Source organism: Afipia sp. GW822-FHT04G07, from assembly GCF_058800765.1.
On record NZ_JBXAMP010000001.1, the window covers coordinates 2654159 to 2677220 of the forward strand.

At 63.2% G+C, this 23062-nt stretch carries 22 protein-coding genes and 2 tRNA genes; 6 read left to right on the forward strand and 18 right to left on the reverse strand.

What is annotated here, in order from left to right; all coding sequences use genetic code 11:
* Positions 1-47 precede the first annotated feature (47 nt).
* On the forward strand, positions 48-1301 hold the full coding sequence (locus tag AC1RKJ_RS12960) for a flavin monoamine oxidase family protein (protein WP_492791364.1): 1254 nt from the start codon (positions 48-50) through the stop codon (positions 1299-1301).
* Positions 1302-1550: 249 nt separating this feature from the next.
* Here the strand turns inward: AC1RKJ_RS12960 and AC1RKJ_RS12965 are convergent, their stop codons facing one another.
* Positions 1551-2477 carry an alpha/beta hydrolase family protein gene (locus tag AC1RKJ_RS12965; protein ID WP_492791365.1) on the reverse strand — a complete coding sequence of 309 codons (927 nt, stop codon included), beginning with the start codon at positions 2475-2477 and terminating at the stop codon, positions 1551-1553.
* Between the two features lie 167 nt (positions 2478-2644).
* Between AC1RKJ_RS12965 and AC1RKJ_RS12970 the strand changes: the two genes are divergently transcribed.
* A complete protein-coding gene (locus tag AC1RKJ_RS12970) occupies positions 2645-3154 on the forward strand; it encodes a GNAT family N-acetyltransferase (RefSeq protein WP_492791366.1) in 510 nt (169 codons plus the stop codon).
* Between the two features lie 151 nt (positions 3155-3305).
* Positions 3306-4778: a M20 family peptidase gene (locus AC1RKJ_RS12975; RefSeq protein ID WP_492791367.1), complete on the forward strand. Its 1473-nt coding sequence runs from the start codon at positions 3306-3308 to the stop codon at positions 4776-4778.
* A 103-nt stretch (positions 4779-4881) separates the two neighbouring features.
* On the opposite strand, the gene folD is transcribed toward AC1RKJ_RS12975, so the two are convergent.
* The 4 genes from folD to AC1RKJ_RS12995 form a co-directional block, all read right to left on the reverse strand.
* Positions 4882-5766 (reverse strand): bifunctional methylenetetrahydrofolate dehydrogenase/methenyltetrahydrofolate cyclohydrolase FolD, encoded by an 885-nt coding sequence (gene folD / locus AC1RKJ_RS12980; protein ID WP_492791368.1) that lies wholly within the window; start codon positions 5764-5766, stop codon positions 4882-4884.
* 159 nt (positions 5767-5925) lie between these two features.
* Positions 5926-6453, reverse strand: coding sequence for an OsmC family protein (locus tag AC1RKJ_RS12985; protein ID WP_492791369.1), 528 nt, complete (start codon positions 6451-6453; stop codon positions 5926-5928).
* Between the two features lie 190 nt (positions 6454-6643).
* Positions 6644-6964 (reverse strand): DUF167 domain-containing protein, encoded by a 321-nt coding sequence (locus AC1RKJ_RS12990; protein WP_492791370.1) that lies wholly within the window; start codon positions 6962-6964, stop codon positions 6644-6646.
* Between the two features lie 22 nt (positions 6965-6986).
* A complete protein-coding gene (locus AC1RKJ_RS12995; RefSeq protein ID WP_492791371.1) occupies positions 6987-7277 on the reverse strand; it encodes a YggT family protein in 291 nt (96 codons plus the stop codon).
* Between the two features lie 183 nt (positions 7278-7460).
* Between AC1RKJ_RS12995 and AC1RKJ_RS13000 the strand changes: the two genes are divergently transcribed.
* Together AC1RKJ_RS13000 and AC1RKJ_RS13005 are read left to right on the forward strand one after the other, a co-directional pair.
* Positions 7461-7536, forward strand: a tRNA-Ala gene (locus AC1RKJ_RS13000).
* A 116-nt stretch (positions 7537-7652) separates the two neighbouring features.
* Positions 7653-8879, forward strand: coding sequence for a bifunctional alpha/beta hydrolase/OsmC family protein (locus AC1RKJ_RS13005; protein WP_492791372.1), 1227 nt, complete (start codon positions 7653-7655; stop codon positions 8877-8879).
* A gap of 6 nt (positions 8880-8885) precedes the next feature.
* On the opposite strand, the gene AC1RKJ_RS13010 is transcribed toward AC1RKJ_RS13005, so the two are convergent.
* From AC1RKJ_RS13010 to AC1RKJ_RS13050, 9 genes are all read right to left on the reverse strand, one after another.
* Entirely contained in the window at positions 8886-9704 is an 819-nt protein-coding gene (locus tag AC1RKJ_RS13010; protein ID WP_492791373.1) for a glutamine amidotransferase, read from the reverse strand.
* Positions 9705-9891: 187 nt separating this feature from the next.
* Entirely contained in the window at positions 9892-10668 is a 777-nt protein-coding gene (locus AC1RKJ_RS13015) for an SDR family NAD(P)-dependent oxidoreductase (protein WP_492791374.1), read from the reverse strand.
* 75 nt (positions 10669-10743) lie between these two features.
* Positions 10744-11223: a tellurite resistance TerB family protein gene (locus AC1RKJ_RS13020; protein ID WP_492791375.1), complete on the reverse strand. Its 480-nt coding sequence runs from the start codon at positions 11221-11223 to the stop codon at positions 10744-10746.
* A 156-nt stretch (positions 11224-11379) separates the two neighbouring features.
* A complete protein-coding gene (locus AC1RKJ_RS13025; RefSeq protein ID WP_492791376.1) occupies positions 11380-12789 on the reverse strand; it encodes an adenylate/guanylate cyclase domain-containing protein in 1410 nt (469 codons plus the stop codon).
* A gap of 93 nt (positions 12790-12882) precedes the next feature.
* Entirely contained in the window at positions 12883-14763 is a 1881-nt protein-coding gene (locus AC1RKJ_RS13030) for a TRAP transporter large permease (RefSeq protein ID WP_492791377.1), read from the reverse strand.
* Positions 14760-15428, reverse strand: a complete 669-nt coding sequence (locus AC1RKJ_RS13035; protein WP_492791378.1) for a TRAP transporter small permease subunit — start codon at positions 15426-15428, stop codon at positions 14760-14762. The genes AC1RKJ_RS13030 and AC1RKJ_RS13035 overlap by 4 nt, the downstream gene beginning before the upstream one ends.
* A gap of 111 nt (positions 15429-15539) precedes the next feature.
* On the reverse strand, positions 15540-16685 hold the full coding sequence (locus AC1RKJ_RS13040; RefSeq protein WP_492791379.1) for a TRAP transporter substrate-binding protein: 1146 nt from the start codon (positions 16683-16685) through the stop codon (positions 15540-15542).
* 242 nt (positions 16686-16927) lie between these two features.
* Complete coding sequence (locus AC1RKJ_RS13045; protein WP_492791380.1) at positions 16928-18319, reverse strand: cytochrome P450; 1392 nt, start codon at positions 18317-18319, stop codon at positions 16928-16930.
* Positions 18320-18435: 116 nt separating this feature from the next.
* Positions 18436-19407 (reverse strand): Bug family tripartite tricarboxylate transporter substrate binding protein, encoded by a 972-nt coding sequence (locus AC1RKJ_RS13050; RefSeq protein ID WP_492791381.1) that lies wholly within the window; start codon positions 19405-19407, stop codon positions 18436-18438.
* Between the two features lie 248 nt (positions 19408-19655).
* On the opposite strand from AC1RKJ_RS13050, the gene AC1RKJ_RS13055 reads away from it, so the two are divergent.
* Positions 19656-20282 (forward strand): class I SAM-dependent methyltransferase, encoded by a 627-nt coding sequence (locus AC1RKJ_RS13055; RefSeq protein ID WP_492792729.1) that lies wholly within the window; start codon positions 19656-19658, stop codon positions 20280-20282.
* A gap of 153 nt (positions 20283-20435) precedes the next feature.
* Here AC1RKJ_RS13055 and AC1RKJ_RS13060 read toward each other — a convergent pair whose 3' ends face one another.
* From AC1RKJ_RS13060 to AC1RKJ_RS13075, 4 genes are all read right to left on the reverse strand, one after another.
* Positions 20436-20684, reverse strand: coding sequence for a hypothetical protein (locus AC1RKJ_RS13060; protein WP_492791382.1), 249 nt, complete (start codon positions 20682-20684; stop codon positions 20436-20438).
* Positions 20685-20792: 108 nt separating this feature from the next.
* Positions 20793-20972, reverse strand: coding sequence for a hypothetical protein (locus tag AC1RKJ_RS13065; RefSeq protein ID WP_492791383.1), 180 nt, complete (start codon positions 20970-20972; stop codon positions 20793-20795).
* Positions 20973-21122: 150 nt separating this feature from the next.
* A tRNA-Thr gene (locus AC1RKJ_RS13070) sits at positions 21123-21198 on the reverse strand.
* Positions 21199-21327: 129 nt separating this feature from the next.
* A complete protein-coding gene (locus AC1RKJ_RS13075) occupies positions 21328-23058 on the reverse strand; it encodes a heme biosynthesis protein HemY (RefSeq protein ID WP_492791384.1) in 1731 nt (576 codons plus the stop codon).
* Between the last annotated feature and the right edge of the window lie 4 nt (positions 23059-23062).

The window sequence follows — 23062 nt, forward strand, 5'->3', positions numbered from 1 at the left end:
GGCCGTTCCGGCAAGCTCGCGACCTTTGAGACGAGCCGAGCGCCGCCATGTCCCTTCCCTCCAACATCGATGTCGCGATCATTGGCGCGGGCGCCGCCGGCCTTGCCGCCGCGCGCACGCTCGAGAGTTCGGGACTTTCGGTGCTGGTGCTTGAAGCGCGCGACCGCATCGGCGGGCGCGGCCACACCATCATCCTGCCGGGCGACATTCCGTTCGACGTCGGCTGCGGCTGGCTGCATTCCGCCGACAAGAATCCGTTCGTTGCAATCGCGGAACAGTTGAACTTCGAGGTCGACCGGAATCGGCCGCCATGGCGCGAGCAGAACGACGACAGGGGTTTTCCCGCGCGTGAACGCGCAGAATTCATCGCAGCACTCGATGCCTTCTATGATCGCGCCGAACAGGCTTCCGAGAACGACAGCGACAGCGCCGCAAGCGATTATCTGGAGCCCGGCAACCGCTGGAATCCGATGATCGATGCGATCTCGACCTATGTGAACGGCTGCGAACTCGATCAGGTGTCGATCTACGACATGGACGCCTACGAGGACACCGAGGTCAACTGGCGGGTGCGGCGCGGCTATGGCGCGCTGATCGCGGCTTACGGCGCGCCATGTCCTGTCTCATTGAGCACGCAGGTGACGCTGATCGATCATTCCGGCGCGCGTATCCGGATCGAGACATCGCGCGGCACGCTGACAGCGGGCAAGGTCATCGTCACCGCACCGACCAATCTTCTGGCCAATGAAACAATCCGTTTTCATCCCGCGCTGCCGGCGAAGGTGAGTGCGGCCGCCGGGCTGCCGCTCGGCCTCGCCGACAAGGTGATGCTGGCGCTCGACGGGCCCAACGATTTTCCGAAGGACGGCAGCCTGCGCGCCGCGACCATGCGCACGGCGATGGGCACCTATCACCTGCGGCCGTTCGGCCAATCCTGCATCGAGGGATTTTTCGGCGGCCGTTTTGCGCGTGAACTGGAAGACGCCGGTGACGGCGCGCTGGCCGCGCAAGCTATCTCCGAAATCGTGGCGCTGCTCGGTTCGGATTTTCGCCGCAAGCTCAAACCGCTTGGCGAATCGCGCTGGGCGCACGATCCGCTCGCGCGCGGTTCGTATTCTCACGCGCTGCCCGGCCACGCCGGCGCCCGCGCCGTGCTGGCAGCCCCCGTCGATGGGCGTTTGTTCTTCGCGGGCGAGGCGACATCGCCGAATTTCTTCTCAACGGCCCATGGCGCGCAGGAGAGTGGGGTGAGGGCTGCGGGGGAGGTGGTGGGGGAAGGAGCACTCCGTCAGTCGACGTGAAATGCTCCCTTCAGAATCTTTATAAGTTGAAGCCCGGATTCTCGACTTAGTTGAAGAGTCTGACTTTTCTTTCCTGGAATTTCCCTAGAGTCGCGACCAAAGCTGTCAATCTGAACAAAGCTTCGACCATCCTTTTCAAAGATCGCGTACTTTGCATCGATTGCATCGTGAACGGAGTTGCGCTCCATCTGACTCCGCTCAAATCTTCGAATTAGCGCCATCACCAACCTCCAATTTTTAATCTAACAATCATTTTTTCTTAGCGCTCGCTCCCTGCGCCACCGGTGCCTGAACAGTCAGCCCGGAAGCAGTCGCCAGCAACTGCTCCATCTCCGCGCCCTCCCCCGCCTCCGCGAGCCAGTGGCCTTCCTTGCCGAACGGAGGAAGCACGAGAAAATCCACCTTGTCATCGCCAGCCTCGATGAAGGCGTCGGCCATTTTTTTGGAGAACTCCGGCGGGAAGTACGAATCGTTCTCCGCCACCAACCATGTCACCGGAATGCGCGCGCCTTCGCCGAACTCGGTCGCCGCCGCGATCAGTTTATCCGGCGCGCAGATGTTGCCCGCGCGATCGCCGGCGCGCCCGCCGCGCCCCGGCGCAAACACGATGATCGCGGAAATGCTTTTCGGACTTTGATCCGCCAGCGCCAGCGCGCCCCAGCCGCCCGCTGAATGCCCAACGATCACGGAGGCCTCTTTCCGCACGAAAGCCTGCGCGCGCATGAAAGTCATCGCCGTCGTGATCGCCTCCGCGGTGCTGCGCGCCGACATCGCATACTCGGCGTTGTCGCAGCCTTCCTGATCTTCCAGGTATGGCCCGCCTGTCTTGCCGTGGCCGAGCCGCTGCGGCACCAGCACGGCGAAACCGCGCGCCACCAATGCTGCCGCGAGCGCGGGATATTCGGGCTGCGGCATCTGCGCGCGCTGCAACCGGTTCTGGGTCGATGCGTGGGCGATCACCGCCAGCCGGAACGGTCCCTTCCCGGCGGGCCGGAACAGAACCGCTCGCGAAGGTGTGATCTGGTCCTGGGTCGGCACCAGCCATTCCTGACGCCGGTTCGGCGACCCTTCGCCGCCCTGCGCGCCCAGCCGCTGTTCACCCGAAGCCGGCGCGATCGACGAAAGGCCAATCGTGACAAGCACGGCCGCCGCTTTGAGTGATTCCATTCCGGTCATATGCGGCGATCATGACCCGCGGCCGGCCGCCAAGCCAAGCGTTTACGGCCTTGCCGTGTCCTTTTTCGGCACAACGGGCCTCTTCAGCTGATGCAAAAAGCGCACATATTAACCGATAATTAAGGATGGACCTTGAAGGCGGGGCCGCGAGTTGCTTTGATTGCACCATGAGCACGATCCTTATCGAAGTTCGACCGGCCAAGGCTTCCGATGCGTCAGCAGTTGCTGCAACGCATGATGAAGCGTGGCGCGCCGCCTATCAGGGAATCATCCCCGGGGCCGAACTCGAGAAACTGATCAGCCGCCGCGGCCCCAACTGGTGGGACAGCGCGATTCGCAAAGGCAGCCGCGTCAGCGTGCTGTCGTTCGGCGACAAGGTCGCGGGTTACGCCAACTACGGCCGCAACCGCGCCCGCAGCCTGCATTTCGAAGGCGAGATCTACGAGCTTTATCTGCGTCCGGAATTCCAGGGCCTCGGTTTCGGCCGCCGCCTGTTCACCGCCGCCAAGCGCGACCTGATCCAGAGCGGGCTGAAGAGCATGGTGATCTGGGCGCTGTCGGACAACGAGCCTGCGGTCGAGTTTTACCGCAACCTCGGTGGACGCATGGTCGCGCGCTCCTCGGAACGATTCGGCGTCAAGTCGCTCGACAAGGTCGCGTTCGCCTGGACGGCGTGAGTCTCCGCGACCTTCGCAACTCCGGCCGCCGCTCCGATTCCGCGCCGTCATCTTCGGCGCTGTCACCGCACAGTCCACCAGACATCGTCATGCACATCGCATGTGATGCGCAGCGGCGCGATAACCTGACCGCGCTCCAAGGAATGCCCGCATGATCCGGCTGATCCGCAAACTCGCGCTGCTGTTGATCGCGGCCGTTGTCATTCTCGCCGGCGTGCTCGTCGCCAACGCGCTGTTGACGAAATCCCGCCAGATCCATGTCGCAGCGCTACCGCAAGTCGCGGTGGATATCGACGCGGTGGCGAAGCGGCTGGCGGAAGCGATCCGGTTCCGGACCGTTTCCAGTTTTCTCGATCCCGAACAAGGCGCCGATGCATTTCGCGGGCTGCACACCTTCATGCAGGCGAACTATCCGGCGTTCCACGCGGCCACGAAGCGTGAGGTCGTCGGCAATTACGGCCTGCTCTACACGTGGCAAGGCTCCGATCCGAAAGCCGCGCCCGCGGCGCTGCTGGCGCATCAGGACGTGGTTCCGATCGCGCCCGGCACCGAAGGCAACTGGCTGGCGCCGCCGTTCGACGGCGTGATCCGCGACGGCTTCATCTGGGGCCGCGGCTCGTGGGACGACAAGGGAAACCTGTTCTCGATCCTCGAGGCTGCCGAACAATTGGCGAAAGAAGGCTTCAAGCCGAAGCGCACGCTGTATTTCGTGTTCGGCCAGGACGAGGAGGTTGGCGGCCAGCGCGGCGCGAAACAGATCGCGGCGCTGTTCAAGAGCCGGGGCATCAGGCTCGACTTCATTCTCGACGAAGGCCTGCTGATCACCGACGGAATCCTCAAAGGCATCGACAAGCCGGTGGCGCTGATCGGCGTCGCCGAAAAAGGCTACGTCACGCTGACGCTGAACCTCAATGCCGCCCCCGGCCATTCATCGATGCCGCCGCGCCAGTCGGCCATCGGGATGATGAGCGCAGCGCTGGCGCGGCTCGAAGACAAGCAATTCCCGGCGGAGATTCGCGGCACCGCGCGCGAAATGTTCGACACGCTCGCGCCGGAAATGAACATGACCAACCGCGTCGTGCTGTCCAACCTGTGGCTGCTGAAGCCGCTGCTGCAACGCGAGCTTGAGAAAGCCCAGTCCACCAACGCGATGATCCGCACCACGACCGCGCTGACGATCTTCAACGCCGGCAATCAGGACAACGTGCTTCCGGGACGGGTCGATGCCACGGTGAATTTCCGGCTGCTGCCCGGCGAGACCGAGGCCAGCGTGATCGATCACGTCAAGCGCGCCGCCGCCAACGACAGGATCGAGATCGAACCGCGCCCGGGCAACACGTCCCCGCCGCCGGTCACCTCGACCGCAAGCTCCTCCTACCGCGCGCTGAACACGACGATCCGCGAGATCTTTCCCGATGTCGTGGTTGCACCCGGCCTGATGGTCGCCGCCACCGACTCGCGGCATCTGGCGGATGTCACCGACAACATCTTCCGCTTCTCGCCGGTGCGCGCGACGGCCGAGGACCTCACACGCTTTCACGGCACCAACGAGCGCCTCAGCGTCGCGAACTACGCGGACATGATCCGGTTTTACCGGCGGCTGGTGCAGAACACGGCGAATTAAGCGCGAGCCGCTTCTTCGTCATTGCGAGCGAAGCGAAGCAATCCATAATGACGTTGGAAAAGCTGGATTGCTTCGTCGCAAGCGCTCCTCGCAATGACAATTCTTACACCGCTGGCACCGCAAGCCCCTTGATGGCACATGCCGCGCGCAGCGTGTTGACCAGCAAGCACGCCACCGTCATCTGCCCGACGCCGCCGGGCACCGGGGTGATCGCGCCGGCGACGCCAAGCGCCTCCTGATAGGCGACATCGCCGACCAGCTTGTTTTTCCCGTCCGCGCCCGGAATGCGATTGATGCCGATATCGATCACGGTCGCGCCCGGCTTGATCCATGAGGCCTTGACCATCTCGGGCTTGCCCACCGCGGCCAGCAGCAGATCGGCGCGCTTGCAGATGTCCGAAAGATCGCGCGTGCGCGAATGCGCGATGGTGACCGTGGCGTTCTCGTTGAGCAGCAGTTGCACCAGCGGACGGCCCACCAGATTGGAGCGGCCGATGATGACGGCGTTCAGGCCTTCCAGCGAGGCGTGAACGGTTTTCGCCAGGATAATGCAGCCGAGCGGCGTGCAAGGCGTCAGCGCGGGCAGACCGTTGGCGAGACGCCCGGCATTGACCGGATGCAGGCCATCGACATCCTTGGCCGGATCGATCGCGTTGATGACGGTCTGCGTATCGAGCCCGGCGGGTAGCGGCAGCTGTACCAGAATGCCGTGGACATTCGCGTCGGCGTTGAGCTTCGCGACCAGCGCCAGCAAATCCTTTTGCGATGTGTCCGCCGGCAGTTTGTACTCGAACGACGCCATGCCGGCGGCTTCGGTCTGCTTGCCCTTGTTGCGGACATAGACCTCGGAGGCAGGATCGTGACCGACCAGAACCACCGCCAGCCCCGGTGTGAGGCCGTGATCGCGCTTCACCCGCGCAACCTCCGCGGCGACACGCGCGCGCAGGTCCGCCGCAATGATTTTTCCGTCGATGATTTGGGCCGTCATTCGATCTCCCCGGATTGACGCTGCGATATAGCAAAGGCCCACAGCCATGCAACACCGCTGCCAGTTCTGGCAGCGGTGTTTCCGGTCAGGAAGCGGTCTGTGTCGTAAAAAGGGCGCTCGCACCTGATGCGCGGCGGGACCCGCCTCGCGCCTTGCGGGTCAGGCTGCGGCGTGTGCGGCGGCCTGATGCTTCCCGACAACGATGGACACCGGCAGCGGATTGCGGAGAATGTCGAGAACCGGACAATGCTGATCGACCGTGTCCTTCAGCCGGCGCAGATCGTCTTCCGAGGCGGGGCTGTCGAACGTCACCGTGGCCTCGATATACTGGAATCCCGGCTTGACCGTTTCATCGACGGCGAAGAAACCGCGAAGATCAAGCAACGCCTTCAGCTTCACCGATACACCATTCAGCGGAATGCCGAGCGCGTCCGCATAAAGCCGGTAGGTGATTTCCTGACATGATCCCAGCGCCACGAGAATGTATTCGACCGGACTGGGCGCGGTGTCCAATCCGCCCAGCCCGTCGGGCTCATCCACACGCACGGAGAACTGGCGAACCGATGCAGTGCTGTCGACGCCGGCGCCTAACCTGGTTTGCGTTTCATACCAGACTTCCGACTGAGCCGGCGTTTGCCTGAGCGCCGCTTGTGTCGCCTCGAAGATCTCTTTGAATTTTGTGGACATGATTCCATCCGTTTCAACTGAGTGCGGGACGGAAAACCTATTGGCCCGAAAAACCCTGTCAAATCAGGCAATAAAACACATGACGACACCGTGCTTCACACGCGCGACGTTCTTTGCAGCAGGCGGCACGCAGCAGGATATTCCTCGCATCGCGCGGCGGATTCCGGATGCGCGATGGTCGCGCGTCACGTCAGGACGTTGTTGCCGTGAGTGCGGCCAGCGCCTCGCCGAGTTTTTTCGGATCGCCGTCCACTGCCACCTGCTTCAGCCGCGAGGTCACGCCGGACAACACGCGCACATGGCTTTTCGGCACATGAAGCGCGCTGGCAAGCAGTTCGGTCACCGCGCGATTGGCTTCGCCGCCTTCGGCGATGACGCGAACGCGGACTTTGACGACACTGCGGCCATTGGCCAGTGTTTCAATGCCGTCGATCGCATCGCGTCCGCCACGCGGCGTGACGCGCAACGCGACGCTGATACCCTGCGTAGAGAAGCGCCACGGAAGAGTCACGGCAGCAGCGTACCCGGCGCGATCAGATCACGTTCGGATAGATGTAATAGGCAATCACGCGCTGGATGAACATGATGATCAGGATCACGATGATCGGCGAAATATCGAGGCCGCCGAAATTCGGCATGACGTTCCGGATCGGCCGCAACACCGGCTCGGTGATCTTGTAGAGAAACTCGGCCACCGCCGCGACGAACTGGTTGCGGGTGTTCACCACGTTGAAAGCGATCAGCCAGGACAGGATCGCCGAGGCGATCAGCAGCCAGACGTACAGATCGAGGATGACGTTGATGATGTCGAGAATGGCGCGCATGGCGTTGCTGGCTCGCTTCTGTGGACGTCCGCCTCAATACCGGTTCGCGGCGCTGCAAACAAGGGAGGTTCCCGGCCTAAAACTGCTGGGAATCCCACTTTTTGGCGTTCTTGACTTGGCCATGATCGGGATTGTAAATGGCCCCGCTTGTCCGCCGCAGCCTGCAAAGGCCCGGCCGATCAAGGGGCCATAGCTCAGCTGGGAGAGCGCGTCGTTCGCAATGACGAGGTCGGCGGTTCGATCCCGCCTGGCTCCACCAACTCCTCCGGAGTTGCTGCAAAAATCCTGCCCAAAGCATCGTTACCCCAAAGTCTCCGCGTCCTGCGCTAGGATGCGCGTCATGTGCGACGCGATCATCAAGCAATGGGGCCTATCATGACGACCGAAAAATTCCAGTTTCCCGGCTCCGACGGGCTGATGCTGGCTGCCTCGCTGGACCTGCCGGACGGCGAGCCCACGGCCACCGCGCTGCTGGCGCATTGCTTCACCTGCGGCAAGGATGTGCTGGCAGCGAAGCGGATCGCGGAGGGTCTCGCAAAACACGGCATCGCCACGCTGCGGTTCGATTTCACCGGCATCGGCGCCAGCGAGGGCGAGTTCGCCAACACCACGTTCTCCTCCAACATCGGCGATCTGGTGCTGGCCGCGGATCACCTGCGCAAGACGAAGCGCGCACCTTCCATTTTGATCGGCCACAGTCTCGGCGGCGCGGCGATTCTCGCCGCGGCCTCGCTGATTCCGGAAGCGAAATGCGTCGCCACCATCGCTGCTCCGTCCGATCCCGCGCATGTCACGCATCTGTTCAAGGATCATATCCCGGCGATCCGCGAACAGGGCGAGCTTGAGGTCTCCCTGGCCGGGCGGCCGTTCCGCATCAAGCGCGAATTCCTCGACGACATCGCCGAGCACAAGCTGACCGAGACCATCGCGAAACTTCACAAGCCGCTGCTGATCTTCCATTCGCCGACCGACGATTATGTCGGCATCGACAATGCGACACGCATCTTCATCGCGGCGAAACATCCCAAAAGCTTTATTTCGCTGACCGGCGCTGACCATCTGCTGACGCAGAAGCGCGATGCGCACTATGTCGCCGACATGATCTCGACCTGGGCGATGCGCTATCTCGATGCACCCCCTGCGGCAGAGGCAGGCGCTGCTTCGGACACGCCCGCGGGCGTCGTTGTCGTCAGCGAGACGCGCGCGAGCAAACTTCAGAATCTGATCTCGGCCGGCAAGCACCGGATCATTGCCGACGAACCTGTGGATGTCGGCGGCCGCGATTCCGGCGCCGGGCCTTACGATCTTCTGCTGGCGGCGCTTGGCGCCTGCACGTCGATGACGATGCGGCTGTACGCCGACAGAAAAACGATCCCGCTCGACCGCGCCACGGTGACGCTGAAGCACAGCCGCGTTTATGCCAAGGACTGCGAAGAGTGCGAAACCAAGGAAGGCATGATCTCCAGGATCGAACGCACGATCGCGCTCGACGGCAATCTTGACGCCGAGCAACGCCAGAAGCTGATGGAAATCGCCGACAAGTGCCCGGTCCATCGCACGCTGACATCGGAGATCAGCATCGTGACGAAGGCCGCCGGCTAGCGGGCGTTACTCCGCCGCGAGCGATGCGACCGCACCGGTTGGCGGCGGCGGCCGATGCAGCCAGCCGTCGAGAAACGCGGTCAGCCACGCCCGCTCGGCGAGATCGTGAATCATGCGTCCGGTGAAATGATCGGCGCGCGCGCGGGCGCCCGGCAGCGCCATGCGCTCGTGCCCGCGCGTGGTCCAGCGATGCAGCATCGCGTGGGTCACGTCGGGATGAAACTGAATGCCGAAACAGCGCCCGCTGCGGAACGCCTGCACCGGGAAATCGTCACCCTCCGCCAAAAGCTCGGTGCCCACCGGAAGCTCAAAGCCCTCGCGATGCCAGTGATAAACGTGATCGGGCCAGTCGGTGCAGATCCTGCGGCCAGCTTCGGTCGGGCGGATCGGATAGTAGCCGACCTCGGCGCGACCCTCGGGATGAGGTCCCACCCGGGCTCCGAGATGCTTCGCGAAAATCTGCGCACCAAGACAAATCCCGAGGAACGGCCGCTGCTCTTTCAGAGGCACCGCGAGCCAGTCGATCTCGCGCGAAATAAAATCCTCGCTGTCGTTGGCGCTCATCGGGCCACCGAACATGATCGCGCCGGCATGGTTTTCGAGCGTTTCCGGCAGCGGATCGCCGAACACCGGGCGGCGAATGTCGAGGGGATGACCCATGGCGCGCAGCGCATTGCCGACCCGTCCCGGAGTGGACATCGGCCCATGCAGGATGATGAGTACCGGAAGCGCGGTGAACCGACCGCAGGTGGTCAGGCCATAAGTCGGCGGGCCGAAAGGTGTCGGGCAGGACTCTGAGGGTCGATCGGCATCAGGCCACAGCATCGATTTTCGTCTTCAATCCCCGGCGGAGGACAAGCATCTCTATTGGACGCCGAAATTGAAAATATTGTGTTGCCAAGGCGGCGTCGAGCCGGGATTTCGCGGATGTGATCTGCGCCTGTGGACCAGGTTTGGTTTAACGGCATGGCCCTGTCCGAAAACCGGTGCCCACTTTTCGGGGCCATGCCCCCTAGCGCTTCTGCTGCACCCGGGCGACCGACGCCAGCACCAGACTGCGCGGGGCAAAGCGCAGCATGAACGGGATCATCCGCACGCCGACTCCGGGCAGCACAAGCCGCTTGTTCGACATCAGCCCGCGATAGCCCGCCCGCGCGACGGCGGCCGCCGACAGGTTCAGGACCGCCGAATCGAGGCCCGGCTTGAAGCCAGCGACGCCCTGAAACTCGGTCGGTACCGTCCCCGGACACAAGGCCGTGACGCGCACGCCCTTTGCTCCCAGTTCGCCGCGCATCGCCTCAGTGAAGGACAGCACGTAGGCCTTGGTGGCGTAATAGACCGCCATGCGCGGACCCGGCAGGAACGACGCGATGGAGGCGACGTTCAGAATGCCTCCGCGATGACGGATGATGCTTTCGGAGAACCGCAGCGTGAGATCGGTGAGCACCCGGACGTTGAGATTGACCATGGCCAATTGCTGCGCACGGTTGAGGTCGACGGCATCGCCGAACAGGCCGTAGCCCGCGTTGTTGACGACGATCTCGACCTCAGCACCCATCGCCTCGAGCGCCGCCGCGATGCGGTCGCAGGCACCCTCCTCGTTCAGATCGTAGGCGATGACGGCGGGGCGCGTTTTTCCGGTGGCGGCGATCTCGTCCGCAAGCTGGTTGAGGCGATCTTCGCGGCGCGCGACCAAAACAGTCTTGTAGCCATTCGCCGCGAAAATCCGCGCGAGCTCCGCGCCGATGCCCGAGGAAGCACCCGTGATCAACGTGACCCGTTCAGTCATGATTGCATTTCAGTTGTTTTGCGCTTCGCCCAGGAAATTGAATGACGCTGAAAAATCCATCAAAAAACAAGCAAATTATGTCGCCGTATCGCGCGCAAGCCGGCCATCGGCCACGCGGTGTTTGAGATTAATGCGGTCGCGCGATGAAATGCCAAGCAGGTCCGCGGCGCGCCAGACGATGTTGTCCTCGAACTCCGTGACATGGCCATCGGCAAAAACGAGTTCCCACATCATCTCGATGATGCGCAGCCGGCCCTCCTCGTTGAGGGTGCGCATGATGATGCTTGTAAAGTGGTAGAGATCGACCGCCTCGCCTTCCACCAGCGTTGCGTCCGCAATCAGCTTGTCGGCCGTGCCCGGGTCGAGTTCAAAGCGGTATTCGAGCAGCGCGTGCAGCTTGCTTTTTTCGGTTTCCGACGGTTCGCCATCGAGCGAAATGACATGGATCAGAAGAGCCGTCGCCGCGAGCCGATAGTCACCATCAGCAAATGTGCGAGTCTCGGTCCCGGCGGGGGAAACAATGTCCGTAATGAAGTGGCGTAATTTATCGAGCATCAATCTCTGCAATCAGAACCGGAACCCAGCACCGGACTCTAGGGCACAAAGTCATTTGGTTCTATGGCCTGAAAATGAAAGTCTGGCAATCTGGGCCGGTTCCCGGGACGCTTGCCGTGGGCGAAAAAGCCGCCTGCCGGAGCCTTCATACGGCCGTCACGGAATCTCGTAGATCACGACCTTATCGGCGATGCCGCGCAATTCGACGCTCTTTTCCGCCGGCGTCAGTCCCGCCTTGCTCAAAAGCTCCACCACCGCCGGGGATTTGACCACCGCCCCGGTGGCGCTGATCGCCCGCTCCGTGGCCTGCCCCTGCACCCTCGCCGCGATGTTGACGGTCTGGCCGAAGTAGTCCTGCCGGTCGTTCAGCATCACCGCGAGGCACGCGCCCTCGTGGATGCCGATCTTGACCAGCAGATCCCTGGTTCCGCGCTGATTGTTCAGCACATCCATCGCCTCGCGCATCCGAAGACCCGCCGCGACCGCCTGTTCCGGCCGCACGAATGTCGCCATCACCGCGTCGCCGATGGTCTTCACCACGGCGCCGGCTTCCGACGCGATGATCTCCAGCAGCGCCCGAAAATGCGCACGGACCAGATCGAACGCCGCGAGATCGCCGACCCGCTCGTAAAGCGCGGTGGAGCCCTTGAGGTCGGTGAACAGAAACGTCAGCGACGTGATTTTGAGCCGCTGGTCGATGCTGAGATTGTCCGCCTTGTAGACATCGCGGAAGGTCTGGTTCGCCAGGATCCGTTTTGCGGTGACGATCGGCTTGCGCTTGCCGAGCAGATCATGGAGCGCGTCACCTGCGATCCAGACCGACGGGAGTACGCGCGTTCCCGCCTGATTGTCCAGCGCGAGGCGCAGCGGGCCGGGGCGCATTTCGATAGTGCCGGTCGGCGCGTGGACGCCGTCGAACACCATCGAGGCGTTCTGCTTCTCCTTGGTCGGCTCGCCCTTGACGTCGAGAAACAGCGCCGAGTGCGTCACCGGCTCGAACACGATCACGAATTGCGCGGGCAGTTGCAGGGACACGACGGCTTTCTCGCCGGAGGCCAGTTCGATCGCTTCGAGCGTGGCTTCGCTCACCAGCCGCTCGAACGAGCCTTCGGAAATATCGATGCCCGAGCTCCAGAAAATCTGCCGCCAGTAATCCCAGCTCGGCAATGTCTGCGGATCGTGCGCCGCGATGCGCCGCACCCGCGGGCTGACGGTGAAGGCGACCTCGACCTGATCGTCGACCGAGGCCTGATAGCCGGCCGCGCACAGGCCGCAATGATAATCCTCGGGACGAAGCTGCTTGAGCGTGTCATGCGCGCCGAGCACGCCGCTGCATCCGGGACACAGCACGTTCCAGGTGAGATCGAAGATGCCCAGCCGCGAGGCGTGGAGGAAGCCCGAGATCACGCGCTCCTCGTCGAGACCGCGTCTGGCGGAGAAATCGACGAGATTGATGCGGTTCAGTTCATGGTCCTCGCCGTGCGCGACCAGATCCGCGATGGCGTCCGACACACGCGGATCGGCGGTCTGCCTGAGAACCGAAAACAGGGATTGGGCGTCGCTCATGCACCCAATCTAGGAGCCGCCTTCACGCCTCACAAGAACGGCCCCGCATGATTCATGCGGGGCCGTGCCTCAAGTTCCGGCGGTTTTCCGGCGCTAGCCGCCGTAAAGATAGTTCGGCAGCCACAGCGTCAGGCCCGGCCAGATATACATGAAGATCATGCATACGATCACGATCAGCATGTAAGGCATCATGCCGCCGAAAATCTGGTTGAGCGTGACATGCGACGGCGCGACGCCCTTCAGATAGAACGCCGACATCGCCACCGGCGGCGACAGGAACGCCGCCTGCAAATTGACGAACACCAGCACGCCCCAGAGAATCGGATCGATGCCGAAGTGTTTCAGCATCGGCAGGAAGATCGGCACGAAGATCACGATGATCTCGGTCCATTCCAGCGGCCAGCCGAGAACGAAGATGATCGCCTGCGACAGGATCATGAACTGAACCGGCGTCAGGTTCAGCGACAACACCCAGCTCTCCAGCAGCGCCTGCCCGCCGAGAATCGCGAACACCGCCGAGAACAGGGCCGAGCCGACGAACAGCCAGCACACCATCGAGGTGGTCTTCGCCGTCAGGAACACCGCTTCCTTGGTGCGCTTCCAGTCGAGCGTGCGCGCCTGGAACGCCAGCAGGAACGCGCCCGCCGCACCAACCGCCGCGGATTCCGTCGCCGTCGTGATGCCGAGCAGGATGACCGCCAGCACCACCGCCGTCAGGATGCCGAGCGGCATCACCGAGGACGTCAGCAAGCGAAGCACCTCGAACTGCTCCGGCCCCATGGTCCAGTAGTAATAGAGCAGCAGCAATCCGAAGATTGCGCAGGTGAATGCGAAGTAGGTGTAGAACGCCTGCGGCGGACCGGCATCGACCGGGGCCGACGACGTCTGGTTCTGCAAATCGGCATTCCCCATTTGCTGGAGAACTTCCGGCTTGCTGGCGCTGGAGGATTCGGAGCTTGCGGCACCGCCGCCAAGCTCCTCGAGTTTTTCTTCAGCGGGCGTGTCGGCCGAACCGCTGCCCAGTGCCTGCGGCTGCTCGACGCGCTCGGTGATCGCTGCCGGAGACGGCGCGTCGGGCTGCGGGTGGATCACCACGTACCACCACGCTGTCCACAGGGTCGCGACGGTGAGAACGAGCGGCACCAGCGCATAGCCGAGGCTTTGCAGGACCATCCTGTAGCTGACGCGCGCGTCGTCCACCGTAATCGCCAGCGCCTTGGACGGCGCGACGGTGGCTGCAAGCAGCGTCGGCAGCATCTTCTGCGAATAGGCCTGCTGCAATTGCGCAATCCATGGCCGCACCGGAATGCGCGTGGCACTCTCGGGCAGCTTCGGCGCAATCTTCGGATTCAGGATCGCCCAGCCGATGATGTAGACGAGATAGAGGAACGCCAGAAAGAAACCCGGAAACATCGCCGCAGCGTAGAGCTTGACCACCGATTGCCCGGCGACCGCCGCATAGACGATGATCATGACCGATGGCGGAATCAGGATGCCGAGCGTGCCGCCGGCGGTGATGACGCCGGCTGCAAGCTTGACGTCGTAGCCCGCCTTCAGCATCGGGTTGAACGCGATCACGCCCATCAGCACGACGACGGCGCCGACCAGACCCGAAGCGATGCCCCAGAACGTGCAGACGATCAGCGTCGCCACGGCGAGCGACGCAGGCACGCGCCGGAACGCGAGCTGGATCGAATAGAACATCTTGTCCACCAGCGCGCCGCGTTCCATGACGTAACCCATGAGAACGAACAGCGGGATGGAGATCAGCACGTCGTTGGTCATCGCGCCGTAGGTGCGCTGGACCATCAGGTCGAAGATGTGATTGTCGGCCCACGATTCGCCCGCGCGGTGATAGGCGAACAGCCCGAAGAACATGCCAAGGCCCATCAGCGTGAAGGCCGTGGGAAAGCCCATGATGATGACGACCACAATCAGGCCGAGCATCAGGAGACCGAGTGCGGGATCGCTCATTTCAACAGGTCTCCACCCATGCCGCGCTGACGCGCGCTTTCCTCAATTTGCTGCGCCTTCTCGATCGCGATCTTGCGCGACTCCTCGTCGACGTATTCGCTGTTCGCAAGCTGTTCGCCGACGACATCGATTTCGGACACGTCCTGGAGACGGCTCGGCCACTCGCCGGTTCGCAAACAGATGACGCAACGCATGATTTCGGCGGCGCCTTGCAGCAGCAGCAGCGCGCCAGCCAGCGGAATCATGAACTTGAATTGCCACACCGGCGGCCCGTCGGCCGTGACGTTGGAATGTTCGTTGATACGCCAGGAGTCCACCGCATAGCCCCAGCCGGCGTAAACCAGCGCCAAGATGCCGGGCAGGAAAAATACAAGATAAAGGATCAGATCGAGCGTCGCCTGCCTGCGCGGGAGCATCGAGCTGTAGAGAAAGTCGCCGCGCACATGACCGTTCTGCGCCAGCGTATAGGCGCCGGCGATCATGAACAGCGTGCCGTAAAGCATGTTCGAGGCGTCGAAAATCCACGCCGTTGGCATGTTCAGGATGTAGCGCTTGAAGACTTCGGCGCAGACGAGAAGCATCAGTCCGACGATCAGCCACGCCGAGGCCTTGCCGGTCCAGGTACTGATACCATCGATAGTGTGCAGAGCACGCTCAGTTTTCATGGGGGCCGTCACTGGTTTTTGAAAAAAACGTCAGAGCAATTGTCGAAACGATACAAAGCATCATCCGGGATTTCCATCCCGGATGATGCCTGGTTCGTGCTGATTATTGCGTCAGGTCTTCTTCTTGGCGTTCGGCCCGAAGTAATGGTTGTAGGCCATGCGCCGATTGGTGATCGTGTCCTGCTCCCACTGGGTCGCGCGCTTGGCGAAGGCCATCTGGGACTCCACGATCTCCTTGAACAGCGGATCGGAGGACTTCTTGGTGACGACCTCGTCATAGATATCGAGCTGCTTCTGCAGCACCGCGTCCGGGGTCTTGTAGAACTTCACCTTGTCCTTGGACTGCATCTCCGCGTAGTCCTGCGAATAGCGGTCGATCGCCTTCCAGGCCATGTCCTGACCCGCGGCTTCCGCCGCGTTGTCGAGGATCGCCCGCATCTTCTCGGGCAATGCATCGTACTTGTTCTTGTTGAACATGATTTCGAACTGTTCGGCGTTCTGATGGTAGCTCTGCAACATGCAGACCTTGGACACATCCGGGAAGCCGAGCACGCGGTCCGAAGAGGCGTTGTTGAATTCCGCCGCGTCGAGCAGGCCGCGATCCATCGCCGAGACGATTTCGCCGCCAGGCAGCGCGTTGACGGCGGCGCCCATGCCGGTGAACACGTCGATCGAGATGCCGACGGTGCGGAATTTGACGCCCTTGAGGTCATCGACCTTCTGCACCGGCTTCTTGAACCAGCCGAGTGGCTGCGACGGCATCGGTCCGTAAGGGAACGAGACGACGTTGGCGCCGATCGACTTGTAGAGCTTTTCGAGCAGCTGCTTGCCGCCGCCGTACTTGTGCCAGGCGAGCAGCATGTTGGCGTCCATCGCGTACGCCGGACCCGAACCCCACAGCGCGAGCGCGTTGCTCTTGCCGTAGTGATAGGCCAGCACGCCGTGGCCGCCGTCGAGCGTGCCCTTCGACACGGCTTCGAGCAGCTGGAAGGCCGGCACCACGGCGCCCGCCGGCAGCACTTCGATCTTGAGGTCGCCGCCGGTCATGTCGTTGACCTTCTTGGCGTAGTCCTGCGCGTATTCGTGGAAAATGTCCTTGGCCGGCCATGTGCTCTGGAAGCGCATGTTGACCGGGCCGCTCTGCGCAAGGGCCGGGGCCGCGACCGTCGCGGCGGCTCCAGCGGCGGCGACTTTCAGAAAGCTGCGGCGGCTGGAGGTCTTCTCGCTGGAAATTTTGTCTTTGTGTCGTTTCGTCATTGCGTTCTCCCCTGATGAACCGGCCCTTGCTGAGCCTGGCATTATTGATTGGGCGCAACACAACGGCCTGCGGCGAGATTTGGCAAGAATGATCCGATGAATGCGACTCTTCGACGCGGCACGAAGCCGCTTCGCATAAGACTTTGGAATAAGACTGACGATCCGGTGTTTATGCGACGCCGGTTTTCACCGCGTCGCAATACCGTTTGCGAGGCGTCGCCGCGCAGCAGTGACGCCCCCGGTCAAGGACCGCGCGCGGTGATTCTGAATGCCGGCGACCGATCCGGCTGGGTCGTCACCACGCCGACCGGCGTCACCGGCTCCCGGTCGAGCAACTCCACCTCGAACGCGGCGATCAGCTTCGCCAGCGCCAGCGTGGCCTCGGTGAGTGCAAACTGCGCGCCGATACAGACCCGCGGCCCGACCCCGAAGGGGAGATAGGCAAACCGATCCGGCGGCGGCTGGCCCGGCAGGAAGCGATCCGGCCTGAAGGCGTTCGGCTGATCCCAGAGCTTCTCATGCCGGTGCAGCAGCCACGGCGAGATCAGCACGATGTCTTTGGCGGCAATGTCCGCGCCGGGCACCGCATCGGGACCGGCGGCGGCCCGCACGATCAGGAAGGCGGGCGGATAGAGGCGCATGGTCTCATCGAGCACCGCGCGGGTAAACGTCAGCTTCGCCATGTCGAATGCGCCGGAGGCGCGCGCGGCCATCGCCTCCCCGGCCAGCCTGTCCTGGGTCACGGGATCGAGCGCCAGCAGATAGAGCGACCAGAACAACGCGGTCGCCGTGGTCTCGTGGCCCGCCAGGATCATGGTGGAGACCTGATCGCCGAGCTGCTCGTCGGAGAAAGCCTCATTGGTTTCAGGATCGCGCGCCGCCACCATCAGGCCGAACAGGTCGTGCGGGGCGGCATCGCCTTCGCCTTTCGCACGGCGCTCCGCAATCAGATTGCGCATGAACCTTGTCCAGCGCCGCCGGAACAGGGCGCGGGACAGATCGCTCGGGCTCGGCCAGCCCAGCGGCAACAGGAGATCGAAGAAGCGAGGCTGCGCCAGCCGCTCGCCGTAGTCATTGACGAAGCCGCGCAACGCCGCGCCGTGCTTTTCAAGCTCAAACGAGAACATGGTGCGCCCGGCAATATCGAGCGCGAGCCGCTGCATGGCTTCGCGCAGATCGACCGGCACACCGGTCAGTTTGCGCAACTCGCCGATCGCATCGTCGGTCGCCGCCAGCATATGCGGGACAAGAAGGGGAATCGCGCGCGGCGCGAAGGCGGGCGCGAGCGTGCGGCGCTGATTTTTCCAGGCCTTACCTTCCGCCAGCAAAAGCCCTTCGCCGAGAATCGGCCGCAGCACGCGGATGCCGGCCGGCGTGCGGGTGTAGTTCTCGTAGTTCTCCACGAGCACATGCCGGATCGCCTCCGGCGTGTTGAGAATGAAGCTGCTACGCCCGAAGAACTTGCCCCGGACGATATCCTCCTCATAGGCGCGCTGGCCCCAGGTCGCGATGGCGTTCTGGCGGATCAGGGCGAGGCGGCCGAGCGCGGACAAATGCTCCGGAGCCAACGGCGGCCGCGGCGGGATCAGCGCGGGGCGCACGACCGGCGCGTCGATGATTTCGGCGATGCTCATGCGCGACCTCTTCAGCGACCTTGCGGCCGAGGCATTCGCCTCATTCAACATCTAACTGCGGCAGCCCGATGGTCAACCGGCGTCCACCTGCGGACCGGTTGTTCAACTGCGCGCGATCAGTTCGCCGTCGCGCCCGACGCCTTCACAACCTCAGCCCACTTCGCACGTTCCGCTGCGATGAAGGTTGTGAACTGGTCCGGCGTCATCGGGGACGGCACGGCGCCAATGTCGGTGAGCTTGGTGACGGTGTCCGGCATTTCGAGAATGCGCTTCACCTCCGCCGCCATCTTGTCGACCGCTGGGCGCGGCGTGCCGGCCGGCGCGAACAGCCCGTGCCACGAGGTGGCGTCAAAGCCCTTCAGCGTGTCGGCGATCGGCGGCACTTCGGGCGCGGTCGGCGAACGCTGCGGACTGGTGACACCAAGCGCACGCACCGTGCCCGCCTTCGCCTGCGGCCACGCCAGCGTGATGTTGTCGAAGGCGAGATCGATGTGTCCGCCGGTGAGGTTCTGCATGATCTCGTTGGACGAACGATACGGCACATGGGTCATTTTGGTGCCGGTTGCGATCTTGAACAATTCCGCCGCGAGATGGATCGAGGTGCCGACGCCGGACGAGCCGTAGTTCAGCTTGTCGGGGTTGGCCTTCGCATAGGCGACGAACTCCGCGACGTTCTTCACCGGCATCGAATTCTTGACCACCAGCATGTTCGGCAGCCGCGCGATCAGCGAGACCGGCTGAAAATCCTTGGCCGCGTCGAAGGTCAGGTTCGAGTAGAGCGTCGGGTTGATGGCGTGGGTGCTGACGGTGCCGAGCAGCAGCGTGTAGCCGTCGTTCGGCGCTTTCGCCACCGCCGCCGCGCCGATGTTGCCACCCGCGCCGCCGCGATTTTCAACGACGAACGATTGACCGAAGGTCTGCTGCATGTGGCTGGCCAGCAGCCGCGCGAACAGGTCGGCGGTGCCGCCCGCGGTGAACGGCACGATGATGGTGACATTGCGCGATGGCCAGGCGTCCTGGGCGTAGCCGGGCGAGACAGTCTGAAACACGAGGCAGAGCGCGGCGAGCGCCGCGAAAACGGAACGCATGGTCGTCCTCCCTGAGTGCGCGCTCATGACGCCGAACGACACCGGCTGCCTGACCGCGCTTGTTTTTAGGTCAGCCATTTCGGCACAGGCCGGGGGAGAGCGCAATGGCGCCGGTGCCGCATGACCCGGTCCTTAGCCGGCAACCAGCCGCGGCAAGCCACAATTCAAACAGCCGGGCTTCTTCTTCCGCTGTTGTCCCCGGCGGGAACGAATGCCATCTGTACAGCCTTGCTGAGGAAGACAACGCGATGAACGAAACCAGCCGTCACACCCATTGGGAGCAGGTCTACACCACCAAGGGCGAGCGCGAGGTCAGCTGGTTTCAGGAGAGCGCGGAGCCGTCGATGGAACTGCTTCGCGCGGCGGGCGCGAGCGCCGAGTCCCGCATCGTCGACATCGGAGGCGGTGCGTCCCGCCTCGTCGATACTTTGGTGCACGGCGGTTTTCGGCACGTGACCGTTCTGGACTTGTCGGAGGCGGCCCTGTCGATCGCGCGCGCAAGACTGGGAGCCCGCGCCGAGACCGTGCAATGGATCGCCGCCGATGTGACGCGATGGGAGCCCGCGCAAACGTTCGACGTCTGGCACGACCGCGCCGCCTTTCATTTTCTTACAGAGGATACCGACCGCACCGCTTACGTGGACAAGCTACGCCGCGCGATGAGATCCGGCGGGCATGTCATCCTCGGGACATTCGCGCTTGACGGCCCGGAACGCTGCAGCGGGCTGGCTGTGGTTCGCTACAGCGGAGAGACTTTGGCTGACACGCTTGGCGCGGACTTCCAGCTCCTCGGGACGATCTCTCATCTCCACACAACTCCGTGGGGTAGCCAGCAGAGTTTTCAGTTCAGCACGTTCCGCGCTGCCTGGAGCTGATTTGAACCTACCCGCCGAGGGTTTTACACCTGTGGTCGATGGTCATTTCAAAACGCAGCCGGGTTGCTGACCCGATATCAAATGCTGCAGACCGAAATTCATGATGCAGTGAAAAGAGAACGAACGAGCTTCTCGTAAGCGGCTAGCCAGCCTTTAGCAGCCGCGGCAGATGCTCTTGAGCCGGCGTGACAGCGCCTCGTCTTCCGGGCTTCTGCGTTCCATCGGCCCAGCAGGCGCTGGTTTCGCGGCTGCCTTCCTGGCTGCAAGCGCCTTGGCCTGCCGGTCGTAGCAGGCTTCCCGATCCGGCTTTGAATTAATGAAGCGACATTGCTCGACCGCCGCAAAGCTCTGCGTTGCGCCGCTTAGCGCGACCACCAAGACCGATGCTTGAAGGAGCTTCATCAAAGGACCCGCTGGTATGGGGACAAGAATTTTGACCGGCCATCGATCAAATCGCAAATCCCCTTGCAGGCAAAGCGGGGAAATTCCATCCGCGATGGACGAAGGCAATCAGCCGATCCGCCAAACGCCCTTATGGATATCGAACTTCACAAGGCCGTCGTCGCGCATCTTCAGCAGGAGCGACTGGCAGTCTTCTTGATTCTTGATGTTCACGCGCTTCATGACATCGAAGATCTTCAGCGGTTTTTCGCGAAGGGCGGCCAGTATCTTTTCCCGATCGGTCTGCATTTGTGGTGTCCTTGAATCCTTGTCGCCGGCGCTGCGTGTGGTGAAATTCCGCGCAAGACAGCGTCCTGTCTCGCAGCGTCCATTGAACATGGATGGACGACCCGGAATTCCGTCGCGTACCGCCGTGGCTATTTCGAGGTGCTGAGCAAGTGGTGCCGCCTATAGGATTCGAACCTACGACCCCCTCATTACGAATGAGGTGCTCTACCAGCTGAGCTAAGGCGGCGAAACGCGAGATACCGGTGTCCGCACCTGATACTGGCCACGGCCCCGCTTTGCAACATCGGCAGCGACCGCGAGGCGCTTTTCTGGCCTGCAATCAGGCCTTGCATTGAAACTACCAGCCAACTCCTAATCAACTGACAAGACGGGACAAAAAGCCCTTCCAGCCGCCGGCCTGCGCCTGTTCCGGCTTCACCGGATCGTCAAATTCCGGGTCCAGAACCTCGTCGGCGACGCCCGGATCGTCCGGCGCCCGCACAATCGGAATCACAGCCGGAATCCGCAGCCCATCGGGCTTCTCGATGTCGCGCCGCGGACGGAACACCGGCGGCGGCACATCATTCGTGGCGGATGAAGCCGCCGGTGCCTCGGCCGGCCGCACATCCGCAGCCGGGACAACGGGCGATGAGACGGTGGATACCACCACAGGTTGGTTGTCCTGCGATGCAGATGGCGCGGGCGGCAGCGCCGCAGCGGGCGGTGTTTCGGCCGGTGGCGTTTCAACCAGATTTGCCTCGATGGGCGCGGGCAGCGCAGGCTCATCCGCAATATGCGCATCGAGCACCGGCGTCTTCTCGGGTGGCAAGGCTGCAACCGGCGTCAGCCACTGGAACGCATCGAGACGGCCGGTCACCGGCGACACCGGCCGCCAGCGCTCGGACACATAACCATCGGCGGTCCATGCCGGATCGAGCGCGGCGCGCACCGCGCGCAGCATCCAGCTTCGCGCGCTGCCGCCGTCGCCATGCTCGGCGCGTTCAAGCTCGGCCATCAAAATCGCAACCCGCTGGGTCGGCGCATCGATGAAGGGTGCGAGCGCCTCGCGCGCGCGCGCAAATTCACCTGCGTCGATGGCCGCGCGCGCCACCGCGAGCGCGCCTTCGATATGTCCCGGTGCTTTCGCCGCGAGTTTCTCGACGCGACCTAGCCGATTGAGCGCGGAATCGCCGAGGCGCACATGGGCGTAAGCATCCGCCAGATCCGGATGCGGCTGCGCGGTCCACGCAGCCTCGATCGCCTGCATCGCGCGGCGGGTCTGGTTGTTCTCGCTGAGAAACTTTGCGGCGAGCGTCGCGGCGGGCACCAGCGTCGGTGCGAACTTCAGCGCTTCCATCGCGCTGGCGCGAGACTTGTCGCGGTCGCTCGTCTCAAGATCGAGCGCGCGCGCGGTCAGCAGCACGCCGCGCTGGCGCTTGTACGGCGCGGGATCGATCAGCCCCGCAGCGAGGTTGTTTTCAAGAATTGCCAGCGCGCCGTCCCAGTCGCCCTGACTGCAACGGAAACCAAGCACTGCCTGCGACGCCCATGCGGCGGCGGGCGCGGTCTTCAATGCTTCTTCGGCCAGCGCTACCGCGGCATATGCATCGTCACGGCGCTGCGCCTCGACGAACAAACCACGCAGGCCAAGCAGCCGCGTGTCCTTGCGTTCCGCCATCGCGTGAAAGGCGCGCTGCGCGCCATCGCGGTCACCGTGAAGCTGGGCTGTCTGCGCATGCAGCAGCATCGCCAGCGGGTCCTGATGCGCGAGACGTTTGGCGACGTCTGCGTGGCGGCGCGCGGCGAGATGATCGCCGGTGCCGATCGCGATCAGACCTTGCGTAATCGCATTGCGGCCTTTGGCCTGACGGCGCTCGCGGCGCAACCGGCGCACGCGCTCGGGCGCGTTGAGAAAGCTGCGGATGATCGCCCAGACCAGCATCGCCGCCAGCACCAGCAGCAGCACCGCCAGCACCAGCACCGGCAGCGACGTGTCGACGCGCCATACGCTCCATGACAGCGTCACATCGCCGGTCTGATCGGCAATCACGGCAGCGCCGAGCGCGACAACGCCGACCAGAAACAGAAACAGAATGATACGGATCATGAAG

What these genes read in the sequence shown, in the direction of transcription:
- AC1RKJ_RS12960 (WP_492791364.1), top strand. Translation starts at nt 48, where the DNA reads ATGTCCCTTCCCTCCAACATCGATGTCGCGATCATTGGCGCGGGCGCC.
- AC1RKJ_RS12965 (WP_492791365.1), bottom strand. Translation starts at nt 2,477, where the DNA reads ATGACCGGAATGGAATCACTCAAAGCGGCGGCCGTGCTTGTCACGATT.
- AC1RKJ_RS12970 (WP_492791366.1), top strand. Translation starts at nt 2,645, where the DNA reads ATGAGCACGATCCTTATCGAAGTTCGACCGGCCAAGGCTTCCGATGCG.
- AC1RKJ_RS12975 (WP_492791367.1), top strand. Translation starts at nt 3,306, where the DNA reads ATGATCCGGCTGATCCGCAAACTCGCGCTGCTGTTGATCGCGGCCGTT.
- folD (WP_492791368.1), bottom strand. Translation starts at nt 5,766, where the DNA reads ATGACGGCCCAAATCATCGACGGAAAAATCATTGCGGCGGACCTGCGC.
- AC1RKJ_RS12985 (WP_492791369.1), bottom strand. Translation starts at nt 6,453, where the DNA reads ATGTCCACAAAATTCAAAGAGATCTTCGAGGCGACACAAGCGGCGCTC.
- AC1RKJ_RS12995 (WP_492791371.1), bottom strand. Translation starts at nt 7,277, where the DNA reads ATGCGCGCCATTCTCGACATCATCAACGTCATCCTCGATCTGTACGTC.
- AC1RKJ_RS13005 (WP_492791372.1), top strand. Translation starts at nt 7,653, where the DNA reads ATGACGACCGAAAAATTCCAGTTTCCCGGCTCCGACGGGCTGATGCTG.
- AC1RKJ_RS13010 (WP_492791373.1), bottom strand. Translation starts at nt 9,704, where the DNA reads ATGCTGTGGCCTGATGCCGATCGACCCTCAGAGTCCTGCCCGACACCT.
- AC1RKJ_RS13015 (WP_492791374.1), bottom strand. Translation starts at nt 10,668, where the DNA reads ATGACTGAACGGGTCACGTTGATCACGGGTGCTTCCTCGGGCATCGGC.
- AC1RKJ_RS13020 (WP_492791375.1), bottom strand. Translation starts at nt 11,223, where the DNA reads ATGCTCGATAAATTACGCCACTTCATTACGGACATTGTTTCCCCCGCC.
- AC1RKJ_RS13025 (WP_492791376.1), bottom strand. Translation starts at nt 12,789, where the DNA reads ATGAGCGACGCCCAATCCCTGTTTTCGGTTCTCAGGCAGACCGCCGAT.
- AC1RKJ_RS13030 (WP_492791377.1), bottom strand. Translation starts at nt 14,763, where the DNA reads ATGAGCGATCCCGCACTCGGTCTCCTGATGCTCGGCCTGATTGTGGTC.
- AC1RKJ_RS13035 (WP_492791378.1), bottom strand. Translation starts at nt 15,428, where the DNA reads ATGAAAACTGAGCGTGCTCTGCACACTATCGATGGTATCAGTACCTGG.
- AC1RKJ_RS13040 (WP_492791379.1), bottom strand. Translation starts at nt 16,685, where the DNA reads ATGACGAAACGACACAAAGACAAAATTTCCAGCGAGAAGACCTCCAGC.
- AC1RKJ_RS13045 (WP_492791380.1), bottom strand. Translation starts at nt 18,319, where the DNA reads ATGAGCATCGCCGAAATCATCGACGCGCCGGTCGTGCGCCCCGCGCTG.
- AC1RKJ_RS13050 (WP_492791381.1), bottom strand. Translation starts at nt 19,407, where the DNA reads ATGCGTTCCGTTTTCGCGGCGCTCGCCGCGCTCTGCCTCGTGTTTCAG.
- AC1RKJ_RS13055 (WP_492792729.1), top strand. Translation starts at nt 19,656, where the DNA reads ATGAACGAAACCAGCCGTCACACCCATTGGGAGCAGGTCTACACCACC.
- AC1RKJ_RS13060 (WP_492791382.1), bottom strand. Translation starts at nt 20,684, where the DNA reads ATGAAGCTCCTTCAAGCATCGGTCTTGGTGGTCGCGCTAAGCGGCGCA.
- AC1RKJ_RS13065 (WP_492791383.1), bottom strand. Translation starts at nt 20,972, where the DNA reads ATGCAGACCGATCGGGAAAAGATACTGGCCGCCCTTCGCGAAAAACCG.
- AC1RKJ_RS13075 (WP_492791384.1), bottom strand. Translation starts at nt 23,058, where the DNA reads ATGATCCGTATCATTCTGTTTCTGTTTCTGGTCGGCGTTGTCGCGCTC.